The organism is Leucobacter musarum subsp. musarum (assembly GCF_001273845.1).
Classification (GTDB): Bacteria; Actinomycetota; Actinomycetes; order Actinomycetales; family Microbacteriaceae; genus Leucobacter; species Leucobacter musarum.
This window is the reverse complement of record NZ_JHBW01000110.1, coordinates 96,634-113,177: the sequence shown is the minus strand read 5'-3', so window position 1 is coordinate 113,177 and position 16,544 is coordinate 96,634. Positions and strand designations below refer to the sequence as shown.

Annotated in this window: 14 protein-coding genes; 3 read left to right on the top strand and 11 right to left on the bottom strand. The window is 67.4% G+C overall.

Annotated elements, in window-relative coordinates; all coding sequences use genetic code 11:
• Positions 1–155: 155 nt before the first annotated feature.
• Genes CH42_RS15255 through manA form a run of 3 tightly spaced genes read right to left on the bottom strand, consistent with a single transcriptional unit; the run spans position 156 to position 2,942 of the window.
• The gene (locus tag CH42_RS15255; RefSeq protein ID WP_053354060.1) at positions 156–1,094 is read right to left on the bottom strand and encodes a bifunctional riboflavin kinase/FAD synthetase; all 939 of its coding nucleotides are present in this window, start codon (positions 1,092–1,094) and stop codon (positions 156–158) included.
• The gene (locus CH42_RS15250; protein WP_053354059.1) at positions 1,094–1,570 is read right to left on the bottom strand and encodes a hypothetical protein; all 477 of its coding nucleotides are present in this window, start codon (positions 1,568–1,570) and stop codon (positions 1,094–1,096) included. The genes CH42_RS15255 and CH42_RS15250 overlap by 1 nt, the downstream gene beginning before the upstream one ends.
• 34 nt (positions 1,571–1,604) lie before the next feature.
• Positions 1,605–2,942 carry a mannose-6-phosphate isomerase, class I gene (gene manA, locus CH42_RS15245; protein ID WP_053354058.1) on the bottom strand — a complete coding sequence of 446 codons (1,338 nt, stop codon included), beginning with the start codon at positions 2,940–2,942 and terminating at the stop codon, positions 1,605–1,607.
• Between the two features lie 71 nt (positions 2,943–3,013).
• Between manA and CH42_RS15240 the strand changes: the two genes are divergently transcribed.
• Entirely contained in the window at positions 3,014–4,450 is a 1,437-nt protein-coding gene (locus tag CH42_RS15240; protein ID WP_053354057.1) for an O-antigen ligase family protein, read from the top strand.
• Entirely contained in the window at positions 4,447–4,812 is a 366-nt protein-coding gene (locus CH42_RS15235; RefSeq protein WP_053354056.1) for a hypothetical protein, read from the top strand. The genes CH42_RS15240 and CH42_RS15235 overlap by 4 nt, the downstream gene beginning before the upstream one ends.
• Positions 4,813–4,885: 73 nt before the next feature.
• Here the strand turns inward: CH42_RS15235 and CH42_RS15230 are convergent, their stop codons facing one another.
• The 8 genes from CH42_RS15230 to CH42_RS15195 all read right to left on the bottom strand — a co-directional run bounded on the left by CH42_RS15230 (position 4,886) and on the right by CH42_RS15195 (position 14,377).
• A complete protein-coding gene (locus CH42_RS15230) occupies positions 4,886–6,325 on the bottom strand; it encodes an HNH endonuclease signature motif containing protein (RefSeq protein ID WP_053354055.1) in 1,440 nt (479 codons plus the stop codon).
• Positions 6,326–6,529: 204 nt separating this feature from the next.
• The gene (deoC, locus tag CH42_RS15225) at positions 6,530–7,207 is read right to left on the bottom strand and encodes a deoxyribose-phosphate aldolase (RefSeq protein ID WP_053354054.1); all 678 of its coding nucleotides are present in this window, start codon (positions 7,205–7,207) and stop codon (positions 6,530–6,532) included.
• Positions 7,208–7,229: 22 nt separating this feature from the next.
• On the bottom strand, positions 7,230–8,246 hold the full coding sequence (locus tag CH42_RS15220; protein WP_053354053.1) for an ABC transporter permease: 1,017 nt from the start codon (positions 8,244–8,246) through the stop codon (positions 7,230–7,232).
• Positions 8,243–9,772 (bottom strand): sugar ABC transporter ATP-binding protein, encoded by a 1,530-nt coding sequence (locus tag CH42_RS15215; RefSeq protein ID WP_204374557.1) that lies wholly within the window; start codon positions 9,770–9,772, stop codon positions 8,243–8,245. Before CH42_RS15215 ends, CH42_RS15220 begins: the two co-directional genes overlap by 4 nt.
• Positions 9,769–10,716, bottom strand: a complete 948-nt coding sequence (locus tag CH42_RS15210; RefSeq protein ID WP_053354052.1) for a sugar-binding transcriptional regulator — start codon at positions 10,714–10,716, stop codon at positions 9,769–9,771. Before CH42_RS15210 ends, CH42_RS15215 begins: the two co-directional genes overlap by 4 nt.
• Positions 10,713–12,239: an FGGY-family carbohydrate kinase gene (locus CH42_RS15205; RefSeq protein ID WP_053354051.1), complete on the bottom strand. Its 1,527-nt coding sequence runs from the start codon at positions 12,237–12,239 to the stop codon at positions 10,713–10,715. The genes CH42_RS15210 and CH42_RS15205 overlap by 4 nt, the downstream gene beginning before the upstream one ends.
• 22 nt (positions 12,240–12,261) lie before the next feature.
• The gene (locus tag CH42_RS15200; protein ID WP_053354050.1) at positions 12,262–13,305 is read right to left on the bottom strand and encodes a galactitol-1-phosphate 5-dehydrogenase; all 1,044 of its coding nucleotides are present in this window, start codon (positions 13,303–13,305) and stop codon (positions 12,262–12,264) included.
• A gap of 82 nt (positions 13,306–13,387) precedes the next feature.
• Positions 13,388–14,377, bottom strand: a complete 990-nt coding sequence (locus CH42_RS15195) for a substrate-binding domain-containing protein (RefSeq protein WP_239684081.1) — start codon at positions 14,375–14,377, stop codon at positions 13,388–13,390.
• A 256-nt stretch (positions 14,378–14,633) separates the two neighbouring features.
• On the opposite strand from CH42_RS15195, the gene CH42_RS15190 reads away from it, so the two are divergent.
• Positions 14,634–16,538 carry a glycosyltransferase gene (locus CH42_RS15190; RefSeq protein ID WP_053354049.1) on the top strand — a complete coding sequence of 635 codons (1,905 nt, stop codon included), beginning with the start codon at positions 14,634–14,636 and terminating at the stop codon, positions 16,536–16,538.
• Positions 16,539–16,544: the final 6 nt, after the last annotated feature.

The window sequence follows — 16,544 nt, the reverse complement described above, 5'->3', positions numbered from 1 at the left end:
GAACGCGTACCGAGTCGCGGGCCGCTCGCGGGTTCGGAGCCTGACCTCATGCGCGGCATGGGACTCACGAACCGCAGAAAGCGCGACCGTGCTCACGATTCTAGCATTCGCCTCGCTGCGTTCGGCCCAACGATGACGGAATGCGAAGCTTGCGATCAGTTGGCAAGCAGCTGCCGCGCACGCGCGACGTCGTCATCCATCTGCTCGATGAGCGCGTCAAGCGAGTCAAAGCGCACCATGCCGCGAAGACGGTGAGCGAAGCGCACCTCCATAACGCGCCCGTAGAGGTCGCCCGAGAAATCAAGAATGAACGCTTCGACGCGCGAGACCTCATCGGGGGTGAACGTCGGGTTGTTGCCGACAGAGATCGCCGCCGCTCGTTGCTCTCCGTCGATGACGACCCAGCCGGCGTAGACACCATCGGCAGGCACGAGACCCTCGAGCGCGCCGCCGAGGTTTGCAGTGGGGAACCCGAGTTCGCGACCGCGGGCATCGCCGTGCACGACTTCGCCGCGCACCGCCACCGGTCGCCCGGTCATGCGCGCCGCCGCCTCCACGTCTCCGGCAAGCACCGCGGTGCGGATGCGCGACGACGACACCTGCCCTGCCTCATCGTCTTCGACGAAGTCGAGCACCTCTGCGACGAACCCGTGCTGAGCCCCCAGCGCACGCAGCAAGTCGCCGTCACCGGCTCCACGATGCCCGAAGCGGAAGTCGCCGCCCATGATGATGTGCTTTGCGTTGAGACGGCCGACGAGCACATCGACCACGAAGGTCTCCGCCGAAATCGACGCGAAGTCGGCGTCGAACTCGACCATGACGCACGCATCGAGACCGAGCGCCGCGATCGCTTCGAGGCGCTGGGTGCGACTCATCAGCGGTCGCGGGCACGACTCGGGGTTCAGAAACCCGAGCGGGTGATTCGCGAAGGTGAAGGCGACGCTGCGGGTCCCCTCTTCAGTCGCTGCGACGCGCATGCGCTCGAGGATCGCCTGGTGCCCGATGTGCAGTCCGTCGAACTTGCCGACTGCGACGCAGCTCCCGGCGGCAAAATCCGCGGGGTCAATCGCGTCGATCGATTCGATGATCTGCATTACGCAGACCCTGCTGCAGCGCGTTCCGCCTTGCCCGTGCTGCGCAGCCAGAGCAGGCCGAGCACCGGAAGCACCAGCGGAATGAAGACGTAGCCGCTGCCGAAGAACGACCACACTGACGGGTGGCCGAAGAGCTGGGGCTCAATCACGCTCAGGAGGCCCACGACGAGCACACCGGTGAGTTCGAAGATGAGTGCCGCCCAGGCGATCGTGCGCCAGATGCCGCGACGCTTGATCAGTGCGATCGTCGCGACGATGTAGACGACACCCGAGAGTGCCGACAATGAGTACGCCAGTGGTGCCTCGTCGAACTTCGCGATGATCTGGTAGACCGAGCGGAAGGTCGCCGCGATGGCGAGCACGATGTAGACCGTGATCAGCACACGCCCCAAGCCGCCGAGACGATCGGCGCGCTGGGCGCCCGGCGCGACGGGTGTTGCGGGTGAGGCGGTGGCTCGTGATTCGGCATTCGACACGCGGATCAGTGTACTCGCCTGCGCCGCGCCGAGCTCACACGTCAGCGCGCTGCTGCTCCAGACGGTCGGTGACTTCCGCGCCCACGCTGGCGAGAAACACCTCGCCGTTGCCGGTGATGCGCACCGGTTCGCCCGCCGAGATGTACAGCGACTGGCCGCGACGGGCAGTCGCCACCTCGGTGAGCACGGCTTCAGGGCGTTCGATGCGTACTTTGCCGGCGGTCACGATGAGCACCACGGGGCAGAGCACGGGCAGTTCTACGACGGGCGCGGCATCGAGTGCTGTCGGATCGCCGGAGGCGTCGACGCCCTCCTCGCGCACGCGCACGCGCACCAGTTGGAACTCGGGCACCTCGGGTCGCCAGGCGAGCACGCCGGCGCGCACGCGCAGTGCCGGGAATCGGGGGTCGGCGAGCTCACCGGTATCGACGATGCGGCAGAGCTCATCGATGTCGACATGCTTCGAGGTGAGACCGGCTCGCAACACGTTGTCGGAAGAGGCCATGACTTCGACGGCGATGCCTCCGAGGTATGCGTGCAGCTGACCCGCGCCGAGATAGATCGCTTCGCCGGGTTCGAGGTGCACGAGGTGCAGCAGCACTGAGACGAGCACTCCCGGGTCGCCCGGGTGCGCTGCGGCGAGCGCCCGCAGCGCGGTGAGGCGATCCGCATCGACCGTGCCCTCCGCGAGCGCGCGTTCCCAGAAATCGATGTCGCCGTGCTCCGCGGCACCGAGCACCGCGGGCAAGCACTCCAATGCGTCCGTGATGCTCGCCTCGTCGCTGAACACCCAGGTGAGGAACGCGCGGCGAAGCTCGCGCGGGTCGCGACCGACAAGCCGGCAGGCGGCGCGCTCGAGACCCGCGGCCCCCGCGGCACGCCCGACCTCGCGCGCCGCGGCAGCGAGCAGTAGCAAGTCTTCCCGGGCGGTCGCGAGATCTCGGAATCCACTCAGCGCCGACACCTTGCCGAGCGCGACGAGCAGTTCGGGTTTATGGGTGGGGTCGCCGTAATTGCGGTGCGCCGCGTCGCGAGGCACGCCCGCGGCTTCTTCGGCCGCGTATCCCGCCGCCGCTTGCGCCTGATTCGGGTGTACCTGCAGCGAGAGCGGCGCGCCGATGGCGAGGACTTTGAGCAGGAACGGCAGTGGCCCGCCGTTCACCCCGTAACGCTCGGGGTCGCTCTGCACGAGGTCGATGAGCGTGTGCTGCACCGGAGTCGCCTTGGCGACCTGTGCCGGGCTCCCGGGGTGGGTACCGAGCCAGAGTTCCGCTTGCGGCTCGCCGGTCGGGGCGGTGCCGAGCATCTGCGGGAGGGCGTCGGTCGACCCCCATGCGTATGCTCGCGGGGTGTTCTCGATAAAGATCAGCACGTCTTTCCTCCGCTGCCCGCAGGCGTCAGCTGCACATGGTCCCCCGTGAAGCATGAACTACCATACCGACTATGTCGGAGAGCAAGACGAGACTCGGAGTGAGCGCGTACGCGATCTGCGTGTTCATCCTCACTTTGGGCGCCAACGGCCTGCGCAACATGGTCGACTGGCCCGGTTTTCTGGGGCTCGCCGCCGCGCTCGTGGTCTGGGGCGTCGTCATCTTCGTGCGCGAGCGCCCGGATCGGTTCCGCTGGTACCGGCTGCCCGCTCCGCTCTACTGGTTCCTCGGCCTCGCGATCCTGTCCATCGCATGGTCGCAGTACCGCGTCGAGAGCGTGCTCGGCGTGCTCGCCCAGTTGGCGACCACGCTCCTCGCCGTGGTGATCGCGTTCGTACTCTCGTGGCACGAGGTGCTGCGCACGCTCGGCACGGCCCTGCGCTATCTGCTGGGGCTCTCGCTCGTCTTCGAGCTGTTCGTCGCGGTGATCGTGCGCGAACCGCTGCTGCAGAACTTCATTCCTATCCCTGAGGGGCGCATCCCGAAGCTGCTCTACTGGAGCCGGGACCTGCTGTTCGCCGGCGGGCCGATCCAGGGTCTCGTCGCGAGCTCGGTGCTGCTCGGCTTCCTCGCATTGCTCGGCGTCATCATCTTCGGCATACAACTGCGAGCGGGGCTCGTGCGCCCCGTCTGGGGCTGGTTCTGGGTGGCGGTGTCGTTCGGCATCATTCTGCTCACCCGCGCCGCCACCGTGTGGGTGGCACTCGCCGCGGTACTCGTCGCGCTTGCGTTGGCGCTGTGGGCGCGTCGCCTCGGCCCGGAGCGCCGCGTGCCGCTCTACGCGACGGGCGGTGTGCTGCTCGCCGCCGCGATCGGGGCGGCGCTGTTCGCCCGCGACTTCGTCTTCGGGCTGCTCGGCAAGAGCGGAGACCTCACGGGCCGGGTCGAGACCTGGCACAAGGTCATCGAATTGGCGGATCAGCGGCCCTGGTTCGGCTGGGGCTGGGTGAGCTACTGGGCGCCCTGGGCAGAGCCTTTCAAGTCGCTCGATGTCAAGGCCGGTGTCTCGGTCATGAGTGCGCACAACGCCTGGCTCGACGTCTGGTTCCAGCTCGGCATCGTCGGGGTGCTCGCGTTTGCGCCGCTGATCGTGCTGACCACGTGGCGGGTGTGGTTCCGCGCCGTCGATCCGCCGCGTCGTGGCTACGGCCCGCCGCTGCCCTACGCGACGAGTGCGCTCTGGCCGTTCCTGCTCGTCGTCGCGCTGCTGGTGCAGTCGCTCACCGAGAGCCGACTGCTCATCGAGGGCAACTGGCTGCTGCTCGTGCTTCTCGCGGTCAAGTCGCGGTTCGACTTCGCTCTGCCCTCGCTCGAGGCAGAACCCACGCTCATCCCGTGGCGGCGCGTGCCCATCACGCACGACACGGGCGCGATCCGTGTAGCGCGCGGCTCGGCTGCAGCATCGGGTGACGAGCAGGCCGCGCAAGCACGACAGCAGGCATCACGATGACGACCCTGCACCTGACGACGGAACGGCTCGTGCAGCTCCGTTCGGACGCGCGGCTGGAGCGGCAAACCATCCTCGAACACCGGGTACGCGATGGTGAGGATCCGGCAGAAGCTTTTGCCGAGGTTCCCGACGTCGACGATTTCGTGGTCCTCGCGCTGCGCGACGAGATGCTCGAAGAGCGCGGCCTGCTCGCGGAGTTCGGCCTCGCTCGGCTGGCAGCGCGTGCCGGAGGCGCGGACGCAGAGATCCATCGGCGCAATGCCGACCGCGTCGAGTTCGAGCTGCTGCGAGAGATCGCGCTGAGCGCTCCCCCGTTGACGGTCGCCGTCTGGCGCGCCGGTCAGGAGCTGCGGGTTCACTAAACGTCGGCGCAGCGTACGCGGTGCTCCGCCGATTCACCGGGGCGCTGATTCACCGCGGCACCGCGGCGCCTCGCTATGCCGCCTGCTCGGCTTCGCCGAATGGCGGTTCGATCGGTACACGCGCGAACCGCACTCGAGAGGGAGGTCGTTCGCGTTGGCGCTGACCCCGTGGCGACGTCCAGTCGATCGTTCCGTTGGCGTGCTGCACCATGTTCATGCCCGCGTGATGTTTCATGGTGTGATGCCGACGGCAGAGCACGGCGAGATTGGTGATCGAGGTTTCGCCACCGAGCACCGCATCGCGAGTGTGGTCGATGTCGGCTCTGAACGGCACGATGGTGCACCCGGGGAACCGACAATGCTGGTCGCGTGCCCGCAAGAATCTGAGCTGTTCTTCCGACGGACGATATCGATCGACGGCCAGCACTTCCCCGGTCTCGGGGTCGACCGCCACGCGATCCCAGGTTTTCGCGAGCCCCGCAAGCAGTCGCGCTCGTGCTGCCGGGATCGGCCCGTACCCGTCGAGTTCCGCGATACCTACCGGTGGAACATCACCCGCTGCCCCTCGTTGGGGATGCTGTGACTGGCCGAGGTCTTCGGCAGACAGTGGGCTCGCCGCTCCGCCGAGCATCTGCGCAGGAACGACCACCTGCACCCGTGCGTCGATACCGCTCATGCTGACCCCACCCTGAGACTGCCAGGCCGAAGTTGGGTCGCCGTTGAGCAGCAGCTCAACGAAGAGGTCGGCACGAGCTTGTGCCAGCGTGCGGACGGGACCAATGGCCGAGGGGTTGCTGGCGTTCAGGCTGGCTCCGGCATTCTGACTGGCGCTGGCGTTCGGCAAGGCGACTGCCGCGCGTGCCGCAGCGTCGAGCTGTGCCCGGGCACCCCGAGTCAACCGATCATGCAACGCGGACGCCGCCGCAGCGTCGACCACGGCGTGCAACTCAGCCATGCCGTCGTCAAGCGGGGTCACCCAGACCGCACGATGCTCCGCTGCACGTGCGTAACGCTCCGAAAAGCTCGCCTCCGCGAATTGAGCAGCGAGCACCCGCGCCGCACGACGGGTGCGATTCGGGGTCTCACCCTCTGCCACACGCAGCGCCGCCTCGGTGTAGTCCCGGCGCGCGGCCGCGCCCTGCACAAGTGCTCCGGCATCAGCGACCGCTGCAGCGTGTGCCGCCGAAATGCGCCCGGCGCCGAGCGACTCCAGCACCGCAGGAAATTCCACGCTCAGCTCACGCGAGCGCGCGATGAGTGCCTCAGCACTGCGATCGGAGATGGAGAGCGTGAACCCCACCTCGGCCGCCGCCGCCCGGTACACCATCTCGGCAGCGGCGCCAGACCGCCTTCGCGCGTCGCAGACCTCGTCACTGAGCCTCCGCACTTCGGCGAGCAGCTCACGCTTGCGCCCCTCGGCCGCGCGAATTTCAGCCTCGACGCCCGCCAATTCACGCAACACGCAGTCGAGCGCGCCACCCTGCGGCTCGGGGAAGATCTCTGCTGCGTCCATACCTCCAGCATGAGACCCACCACCGACATTCATCGCCGCCGCACGCCGCACGCCGCACGCCGCACGCCGCAGATCAGATTCCCAATTTTTCACGGAATCGTTGTTGAGCATTCAACAGTTGCAGCGGCAAGCGCTCAGTGCAGCTCACCACAGCAAAGCACCGAACTCCCAACACCCAACACCCAACACCCGAAGCGGGCTACGTCAGTACGACGCGTTGCCGGTGCCGCCGTCGAGCACGGTGCGGCTCGACGACAGGCCGAGACGCGACGCTCCGGCGCGCAGCATAGCCTCGGCATCGTCGCGATTGCGGATGCCGCCGGATGCCTTGATGGCGACGCGATCCCCCACTGCGGCACGCATCACCTCGACCGCGTGCACGGTCGCGCCGCCTGCCGGGTGGAAGCCCGTCGAGGTCTTCACGAAGTCGGCCCCAGCCGCCTCCGCCGCACCGCACACGGCGGTGATCGTGGCGTCGTCGAGCGCCGCCGATTCGATGATCACCTTGAGCACTGTGGGTGCGGGCACGGCCTCGCGCACCGCGCGAATGTCGGCCTCGACGGCATCGATGCGCCCGTCGAGCGCGGCACCGAAATCGATCACCATATCGATCTCGTCGGCACCCTGCGTCACGGCGAGGGCCGCCTCCGCCGCTTTCACCGACGACTGATGCTTGCCGCTCGGAAACCCGCACACTGCGGTGATTTTGAGCGAGCTGCCCTCGGGCAGCACGAGCGGCAGCTCGGAGGGCGAGACGCACACGCTGTATGTGCCGAGGGCGGCAGCTTCGGCGACCGCTTCCTCGACGTCGGCGCGACGCCCCTCGGGCTTGAGAAACGTGTGGTCGATGGTGCGGGCGAGGTCGAGAGATGCGCTGTTCATGGGTGTTCTCCTCAGTGACGGGTCAGCGGGCGGCGGCCTGAGCGCGAGCGTCCAGAACCTTGTTCAAGATGAGTGCGAGTACGAGGATCAGGCCGGTGGCGATCATCTGCACGAACGATCCGATGCCCATGAGGTTGAAGAGGTTCTTCAACACCGAGAGCAGCAGCACCGCGACGAAGGTACCGCCCACGCTACCGCGCCCACCGAAGAGGCTCGTGCCGCCGAGCACGACCGCCGCGATCGCGTCGAGTTCGGCTCCCTGGAAGGCGGTCGGCTGACCAATCGTGAGTCGACTCGTGAGTAGCACGCCAGCCAGCGCCGCCGTCAGTCCGGAGAAGCCAAAGACCGCGGTCTTGACCCAGTTCACGGGAACGCCCGAGAGCCGCGCGGCTTCCTCATTGCTGCCGACCGCGTAGATGTACTCGCCGAAGGTCGTGTAGCGCAGGATGAGCGCCGTGCCGATCGTCACCGCGATGAAAATAAGCCCGGTGAGCGGCAGGATCCCCAGATAACCGCCGCCGATGATCGTGAAGGAGTCGGGCAGCCCCGAGCCAGCCGGTCGACCGTCGGTCAGGGTGTAGGCCCACCCGCGCACCGCGGTGAGCCCGGCGAGCGTCACGATGAACGCCGGCAGCCTGATCCACGACGACACCGCCCCCATGAGCAGGCCGATACCGATGCCAGCGGCGAGCGAGACGATGACCGCGAACGCGATGGGCATCTTGCCATCGAGCAGGATCGCGACGAGCATGCCGCTCAGCGCGGCAGTCGAGCCGACTGCCAGATCGATACCGCTCGTCAGAATGACCAGCGTCATGCCGATGGCGATGATGCCGGTGAGGCTCGACTGCTGCAGCAGGTTCGAGATGTTGCGCACCGTCAGGAAGTCGGGGCTGAGCAGCGCGGCGATCGCGCAGATCACCACGAAGACGATCAAGAGGTTGCCCTTGATGAGCCACCCGGAACTGCGCTGCTTCCAGGTCGGTCGGACGACGGTGTCCGTCTGCACCGGCTTCGGTGCGGTCTGCGTTGCGTTCATGATGCCTTTCCGCTGATAATCGCGTGACTGATCGTCTCTTCGGTGTCGACGATCGGATCGAATTCTCCGATGTTGCGCCCCTCGTGCAGCACGACGATGCGGTCCGCATTCGCCATGAGCTCGCCGAGCTCGCTCGATGCGACGAGCACGGCTGCGCCCTGGTCGGCGAGAGCGCGCACCTGCCGATACAGGTCGGCTTTCGCGCCGATATCGAGGCCGCGCGTGGGCTCATCGAGCAGCAGCACGCGGGTGTCGCGTGCGAGCCACTTGGCCAGTACGACCTTCTGCTGGTTGCCGCCGGAGAGCAGGCCGACGGCCTGGTTGCCGTTGGCGTGCTTCACCGCGAGATCGCGCAGGATCGGCGCCGTGCGAGCCGCCGATCGCTCTCGGGGCCGCAACCACCCCGTTCCTCGCAGAGCCGCGAGGCCCGCGTTGCGGGCGACGGAGAGCCCGAGCAGCAGCCCCTCGGTCTTGCGACTCTCAGGCACCAACCCGAAGCGGTGCCCGATCGCGTCTTTCACCGAACGGATCGACGCGGGCTTGCCGAGCACCCGAAGGCGTCTTGCGGCGGGCCGTGCACCGAATAGTGCGGAAAGCAGCGTCGTGCGTCCAGCGCCGCCGAGACCCGCGAGACCGACGATCTCGCCGGATCGCACCTCGATGCCACGAATATCGATCAAGCCGGGAATGGAAACTTCGTCGATGCCGAGTGCGACGTCATCGGAGAACTCCCGGCGTTCCCGGTGCTCGGTGAGCTCGGCCTTCTTGTCGCCGATCATGTCCGAGATCCAGCGCTCGGCATCGGTGTCTGCGACGGCGTACCTGGCCGCGCCCACCCCGTCACGCAACACGGTGATGCGCGTACCGATCGCCCGAATCTCGTCGAGTCGGTGAGAAATGTAAATGACCGCACGGCCTTCTTCAGTGAGTCGGCGGATGACGCGGAACACGTTTTCGACATCGGCCTCGCCGAGCGTCGCCGTGGGTTCGTCCATCACGATGATGCGCGCGTCCGTCGTGAGCGCCCGGGCGATCGCTGTGAGCTGCTGATCGGCGATCGAGAGATCCGCCACGCGCGCATCGGGCGAAAAGACTGCTCCCACACGCGAAAGGGCGTCGAGTGCCAAGCGGCGACGTTCACCGCGCTGCACGATGCCACCGCGCGACGGCGCGTGCCCGAGGAAGAGATTCTGCGCCACAGTGAGGTCGGGGAACAGGTCGAGCTCCTGATAGATGACGGCGATGCCCGCGGCAATGCCATCGAGCGGGCGCTGCATCACGACGGGCGATCCCGCAATCTCGATGGTGCCCGCATCGGGAATGTAGGAGCCGGCCAAGATCTTCATCAGGGTCGATTTCCCTGCGCCGTTCTCGCCGAGCAGGCAATGCACTTCTCCCCCGTGCACGTCGAGGTCGACCGAGGAAAGTGCGAGCGTGCCGGGAAAACCCTTGCGAATACCGCGCATGCGCAAGAGCGGTGCCGCGGCGTCGTCGATGACGGCCTCGGCAGTGGAGGTGTTGATCACGATGTGTGCTCCTTCAACAGGTGAGTGGCGCAGTCCTCGTCGGTGACGAGTACCGAGCAGGTGCCGCTGCGCACAACCGCGCGGCAGACGGGCCACTTCGCCCGCCCCGAGATCACCGCGATCGCGGTGTCGGCCGACTGCAGATCGGCGATGGTCAGCCCGAGGGTGCGGGCGTTCAACGAGGGATCGACGATGTTGCCGTCGGCATCGATGTAGCGGCCGAGCACGTCGCCGACGGCGCCGAGCTCGGTCAGTCGGGTGAGGTCCGCGGCTTCGAGATAGCCGCTGCTCACCAGCACCGAGTCGCCGCCGACGGCACCGGCGCTGAACACGTAGGCCGACGCCTCGCGCGCGGCCTCGAGAATGCCGGCGACCGTGCGGTCGCCCTCGATCGCTTCGCGCGTCGACGCCTGCTCGAGAATGGCCGGGCTCGGCAGCAGCGTGACCGTGCCACCGCCCTTCTGCGCGATGGTGGTGGCGGTCGACGAGGCCATGCCCGCCTTGCGATTCACGGTGACGCCGCCATTGATCTGGATCACCTCGATGCCCGATGCCCAGGCCTCCGGCAGGTCGGTGGCGATCTGCTGCAGCGTGCGCCCCCAACTGATGCCGAGGCTCCGCGGAACCGGGCGCATCGTCGCGAGAAATTCCGCCGCAGCCATGGTCGTGCGCTGGAATGACTCGCGCTCGTTCGCCGCCTGCGGCACCACGACGGCGTCGCGCAGGCCGAACGTGTCGCGCAGGGCCCGCTCGAGCGGCAGACGGCGAGCGCGCGGATGGATCACCTCGATCTGCACGTAGCCCCGCTCTTTGGCGTAGCTCAGCAGGCGGCCGACTTTCCACCGGTTGATCCCGAGGATCGCCGCGATCTCGGCCTGGTTCTTGTCATCCTGGTAATAGAGCTCGGCGGCCCGCACCGCCAGCGTGTCGTCATCGGTCTTCACGCCCCCACCTCCACGCGCTGGCCGCGCGCCGCGACGGAATCGGCGAGCCGGTGGCTGATCTCGGTCAGCGCCGAGGTCGCCTCCAGATACGCCGCGTACCCGTTGTCGAGCGCCGCGGTGGCGCTGTCGTCGGGTTCGATCGTCGTGCATTCGGGTGCGAAGCGGCCGGCAACGGCCTCCAGCGCCTCGCTCGAGATTGCGGCGACCCCCAGCACGGCGAGGGCACGGGTGGTCAAGTTCTCACCGGCGACAAGCTTCACCGGGCGGCCGAGTGCGTCGGCGGTCGTGCGCAACCAGAGCGGGTTGTGCCGGATCCCTCCGGTGAGGAATGTATCGGCAGTGTTCACGCCGACCTGCTCGAACGATTCGAGCACCTGACGCGTGCCGTAGGCGACGGACTCGACGGTCGCCCGGTAGAGCTCTTCCGGCGTCGTGCCCAGGGTCAGGCCGAGCACCGCGCCCCGCAGTTTGGGATCGCGGAGTGGGGTGCGGTTGCCCATGAAGTGATCGAGCACGATCAAGCCGTGCTGGCCCGCCGGCACGTCAGACGCACGAGCGACGAGCTCGCCGATGCGTTCGCGCCCGACGCCGAGCACGCGCTCGGACAGCCACGACAGCGCCGCCCCGGCCGAGATCTGCCCGCCCTCGATCAGCCATCGATCCTCGCGCAACGCGCCGGGGTATGGGCCCCAGATCGTCGGCGAGAAAACCGGATCGTCGAGTTCTGCGATGAACGCGTTCGACGTTCCCGCGACGATCGCCACGGGGTTCGCGCTGCGCCCCCACAGCGAGACCAGCGTGAGGTGCGCGTCGATGCCGCCGGTCACGACCGCGGCGCCGGGCGCGATGCCGAGTTCCCCCGCCGCGCGCGCACTGACCTCGCCCGCGATCGCGCCGACCGGCAAGATGCGCTGCGGCAACTTTTCCGAGAGCCCGGCAACCCCGAGCTCGCGGTACAGATCCTCGGGCAGCCCGTCGCCGCGGTGGTCGTAGTTCCACTTGCAGGTGGCATTCATGCGCGAACCGACCCAGTCGCCCGTGAGTTTAAAGGTCAAGTAGTCGACCGACTCGGCGATGCGGTGCGCCGCCGCGTAGACCTCTGGTTCGTGCTTCGCGATCCACATCGCCTTTGGCACGAGCCACTCCGCGCTATCTGACCCTCCGGCGAACTGTAGAGCCGGGTGATCGATCTGCGTAGTGAGCGCCGCCTCTTGTGCGGCACGCCCATCCATCCAGAGCAGTGCGGGCCGCAGCGGCTCACCGTCGGCGCCCGCCACGACCACCGACGACGCCGTGGTGGCGACGCTGACCGCCGCGACGCTCACGGCGCCGGCTGCGGCGAGCGCCGAACGCGACGCCTGCACGGCCGCAGCCCACCAGTCGGTCGGATGCTGCTCCGCCCACCCCGGGGCCGGGAAGTGCGTGGGGTACGACGCCGACGCGTCGGCGAGCCGCGCTCCCGTTTCGTCGAAGACTCCGGCGCGAGCGCCCTCGGTGCCGATATCGATCGCGAGTACGAACATGTTGTCTGCCTCCTGCTGCGCTTCAGCCCTGGTTCGGCATGAAGAGCACCTTCGAACTGAAGATGGAGCGCTCACCGAGCTGCCTCATGGTTTCAGGAAGCGCTTCGAGCCCGAGCTCGTGAGTGATCATAAACTCCCACTTCAATGAACCGTCGGCGAAGGCTCGCGCCGATTCCACCCATTCGCGGCCGGGGAACGGCGCGGAGAACGAGTTCCAGCTGCCGTGCAGCGATGCCTCACGGCGCAGGAAGTGACTGAAGGTGCTCTTCGCGAGTTCGACCGGCGTGTGGGGGATCCCGATGAACACCGCCTCGCCGTGTCGCGCGGTGAGCTGGGTCGCCAGCGCGACCGTCTGCGCAGCACCGGCCGACTCGATGACGACGTCGAATCCCAGGCCCGCCTGATCGAGGGCCTCAGCGTCGTTGTTCGCCGTCATCGTGGCGCCGGCTTCACGAGCCATCGCCGCTTTCTCCGGGCTCAGGTCGACGGCGAGCACCTCGGTGGCACCGAGCAGGCGAGCCCACTGAATCGCGAACAGGCCGATCGGCCCGGCACCAGTCACAGCGACTCGGCTTCCAGCCCCGAGCTTCGTGCGGTAAATGGCGTGGAGCGCGATGGCTGACGGATCCATCATTGCGGCTGCTCGGGGGTCAACGCCCTCGGGCATGGGGAACGCATTTGCGGCGTTCACCGCGACGTACTGCGCGTAGGCGCCCTCTTGCCGGCTTCCGAAGTAGCCGTAGTCCTCGCAGAGACTGAAGTGCCCCGCCAGGCAGCTGTCGCAGGTGTAGCAAGGAATGAGCGGGGGCACCGTGACCAGCTGCCCGACCGCGAGGCCCTCGACCGCGTCGCCGACCTCGACGATCGTGCCCGAGAACTCGTGACCGCAGATGATGGGGGTGTAGTAGGCACCGGCAAAATTCATGCGCGGAATGTCGGATCCGCAGACGCCGCAGGCCTCGACCCGCAGCAGCACGTCACCCTCGGTGATCTCGGGGACCGGCACCTGCTCAACGCGGATATCGCCGGGCTCGTGCATGACCGCAGCGGTCATCGTTCGCGTCATGTTCTCTTCTCCTCCAGGGGCAGCAAATCTGTGCGGTGCAGCGATCGGGGCCTGCCCGCCCCGATCGCTGCGTCGCCGGGGCCTACTTGGACTCGGCGAACAGGGTGTCGCCGACGTAGTCGGCAGCGTTCTTCGCGGTCACGAGCTCGGTGCCCGCGTCGATCTCGGCCTCGACGTCGTCGCCGGCGGCGGCCGAGAGCGCGGTTTCGGCGGCCGTGCGCCCGAGCGCGATCGGGTCGTTCAGCGAGGTCGCAACGTACTGCTTGCCATCGGCGATCGCCTTGACCGCTTCCATGAGGCCGTCGACCCCTGCGACGAGCACGTCTTCTCGACCGCTCTCGCGAAGCACCTGAAGCGCACCGAGCGCCATGTCATCGTTGTGCGCGTAGACGACCTTCACATCGGGGTTCGCCTGCAGCAGATCCTGCATCGCGGTGACCGCATTCGCGCGGATGTACTCGGCATACGGGCCGGCCACGATCTGCACGGCGTCGTTGCCCTCGAAGGCGCGGTGGAATCCCTCGGAGCGATCCATCGCCACCGTTCCGCCGGCGTCGCCCTGGATCTCGATGATCTTGCCACCGGCGTCGCCGAGCGCGTCGCTCACGGCTTCGCCCACAAGCTCACCCATGGCGACGTTGTCGCGGCCCACATGTGCCGCGGCGCCTTCGGCCGAGCGGTCGACCGTGACCACGGGAATGCCTGCGGCCTTTGCCGATGCGATGCTCGGCGCAATGCCCTGCGGGTCGACCGGGTTGATGAGCAGCACGTCGACGCCACGGGTGATGAGGTCTTCGATGTCGTTGTTCTGCTTCGTCACGTCGCCGTTGGCATCGACGTACTCGAGCGACGCACCGTTGCTCTCGGCGGCGTTCTTCACGCCCTCGCCGAGTTCCACGTAGAACGGCGACTGCTGTGTCGCCTGGCTGAAGCCGATCGAGAGCTCGTCGCTCGACGAACCCGCCTCATCTCCGCTGCCACCCCCCGGGGTGGTCGAAACCGAGCAGCCCGACAGCATGAGTGCCGCTGCAGCGAAGCCTGCCACGAGCAGACCTGTTTTCCGAAGTTTCACCTGAGCCTCCTTGATCAGTAACTGGTGTCCCTCGGGAAGCGTAGGTGCGGTTACGAGCGTGTTACAACTTATGAGCATCGCTTTGCTCACATGAGCAGAAAGTGTGCCCAGAAGTGCTCGTACGAGCAATCGGAGACGGCCCCCAGCTCACTCCAGCGGCTCTCGACTCCAGCGGCGCCCCAGTATCGACACCAGTGCGCGCCGGTAGACTGACCCGGTACTCCGACCGCCGCACGCCGAGAGAGGCTCGTTCCCGATGCCGACCATTCTGCAGAACGTTGTGTTCCCCGTTGCCAAGGACCCAGACGTCCTGCCGCTCTATGCCGACGCCGAGACGTGGACGACCGTGCGCAGCAAGCCGGTGCGCCTCAGCGAGAACGCGCACATCGACAACGTGCTCTCGCGCGACAGCACTCGGGTGCGGTCGGGCAATCGCGTCTCGTTCGCCAGCTACTTCAACGCGTTCCCGGCGTCGTACTGGCAGCGGTGGACGGTCGTCGACCAGGTGCAGCTCGAACTGCGCACCACTGGCCCCGGCACCATCATCGTCTACCGCTCGAACGCGTCTGGGGTGCAGCAGCGCGTCGACTCCCGCAGCGTGACCGGCGAGGCCACCTCGACGTTCGACCTGCCGCTGCGCTCATTCAGCGACGGCGGCTGGTACTGGTTCGACCTCATCGCCAGCATGGAAGATCTGGTACTCGACGGCGGCCGCTGGTCGACCGAGGCCGAAGCCGTGGAGACCGGCAAGCTGAGCCTCGGCATGACGACCTACAACAAGCCCGACTACTGCGTCGGTACCCTGCGCAACATCTCCGAGAACCCGGAGTTGCTCGAGGGCATCGACCGCATCTTCCTCGTCGATCAGGGCACACAGAAGGTGCGCGACGAGCAGGGGTACGACGACGTCGCGGCTGCGCTGGGCGAAAAGCTGCAGGTCATTGAGCAGGGCAACCTCGGCGGCTCGGGCGGCTTCGCTCGATCGATGGCCGAGACGCTGGAGCGCGAAGACACCGACTTCCTCCTGCTGCTCGACGACGACGTCGAGTTCGAGACCGAGAGCGCCCTTCGCGCCCTCCAGTTCGGCCGGTTCAGCCGCACCCCGGTCATCGTCGGCGGGCACATGTTCGACCTGCTCGACAAGCCCGTGCTGCACGCGTGGTCGGAGGTCGTGCGCCCAGGGCCGTTCATGTGGGGCCCGTCGTTCGAAGAGCAGTTCCGTCACGACTTCCGCAAGCGCAACCTGCGCCAGACGAAGTGGATGCACGCGCGACTCGACGCCGATTACAACGGCTGGTGGATGTGCATGATCCCGAAGAAGATCATCGCGGAGATCGGGCTCTCGCTCCCCGTGTTCATCAAGTGGGACGACGCTGAGTACGGGCTTCGCGCGCGCGACGCCGGGTACCGCACGGTATCGCTGCCGGGCGTCGCACTGTGGCACATCTCGTGGCTCGACAAAGACGATTCGCAAGACTGGCAGGCCTACTTCCACACGCGCAACCGCATCATCGCTGGGCTGTTGCACTCCGACCAGCAGGGCGGCGGCAAGCTCTTGCAGAACAGCGGCCGCCAAGACATCAAGAAGCTGCTCAACATGCAGTACTACGCGACGCAACTCGCCGTCGATGGCATGCGTTCGGTGCTGCGCGGGCCGGAGGGGCTCCACGACGATCTCTCGCGGGTGATGCCCGAGGCCCGCGCCCGGGCCGCAGAGTTCCCCGAGACGAAGGTGTACCGACCTGGCGACCCCGAAACGCCTCACGCCCGCGGCGGGCGCGCATTGCCGCTCCTCGAGAAGCCGAATGACTACCCGACCGGAGTGCGCCTCGCGGCCTTCACCGCACGCATGCTGCCGAAGCATTGGCGTCGCACGGTCAACGAAGCCGACGCGCGGACCCCGGAACTCGAGTACGCGAAGGCCGACGCACTGTGGTGGCGCATCCCGTACCACTCCAGCGTGATCGTCGGCGCCGCCGACGGCAGCGGCAAGATGTGGTACCGGCACGACCGCGCGAAGTTCCGCCGTCTCCTCAAGGAGTCGCGCGCGCTCACCCGCGAGATCGAGAAGAACTGGGATCGGCTAGCAGCGGAATACCGCGCCGCTCTTCCGAAGATCACCTCGGTCGACGAGTGGAAGCGTACGTTCGAAGGCCGCTGAGCCCGG

What these genes read in the sequence shown, in the direction of transcription:
- CH42_RS15255 (WP_053354060.1), bottom strand. Translation starts at nt 1,094, where the DNA reads ATGCAGATCATCGAATCGATCGACGCGATTGACCCCGCGGATTTTGCC.
- CH42_RS15240 (WP_053354057.1), top strand. Translation starts at nt 3,014, where the DNA reads ATGTCGGAGAGCAAGACGAGACTCGGAGTGAGCGCGTACGCGATCTGC.
- CH42_RS15235 (WP_053354056.1), top strand. Translation starts at nt 4,447, where the DNA reads ATGACGACCCTGCACCTGACGACGGAACGGCTCGTGCAGCTCCGTTCG.
- CH42_RS15230 (WP_053354055.1), bottom strand. Translation starts at nt 6,325, where the DNA reads ATGGACGCAGCAGAGATCTTCCCCGAGCCGCAGGGTGGCGCGCTCGAC.
- deoC (WP_053354054.1), bottom strand. Translation starts at nt 7,207, where the DNA reads ATGAACAGCGCATCTCTCGACCTCGCCCGCACCATCGACCACACGTTT.
- CH42_RS15220 (WP_053354053.1), bottom strand. Translation starts at nt 8,246, where the DNA reads ATGAACGCAACGCAGACCGCACCGAAGCCGGTGCAGACGGACACCGTC.
- CH42_RS15205 (WP_053354051.1), bottom strand. Translation starts at nt 12,239, where the DNA reads ATGTTCGTACTCGCGATCGATATCGGCACCGAGGGCGCTCGCGCCGGA.
- CH42_RS15200 (WP_053354050.1), bottom strand. Translation starts at nt 13,305, where the DNA reads ATGACGCGAACGATGACCGCTGCGGTCATGCACGAGCCCGGCGATATC.
- CH42_RS15190 (WP_053354049.1), top strand. Translation starts at nt 14,634, where the DNA reads ATGCCGACCATTCTGCAGAACGTTGTGTTCCCCGTTGCCAAGGACCCA.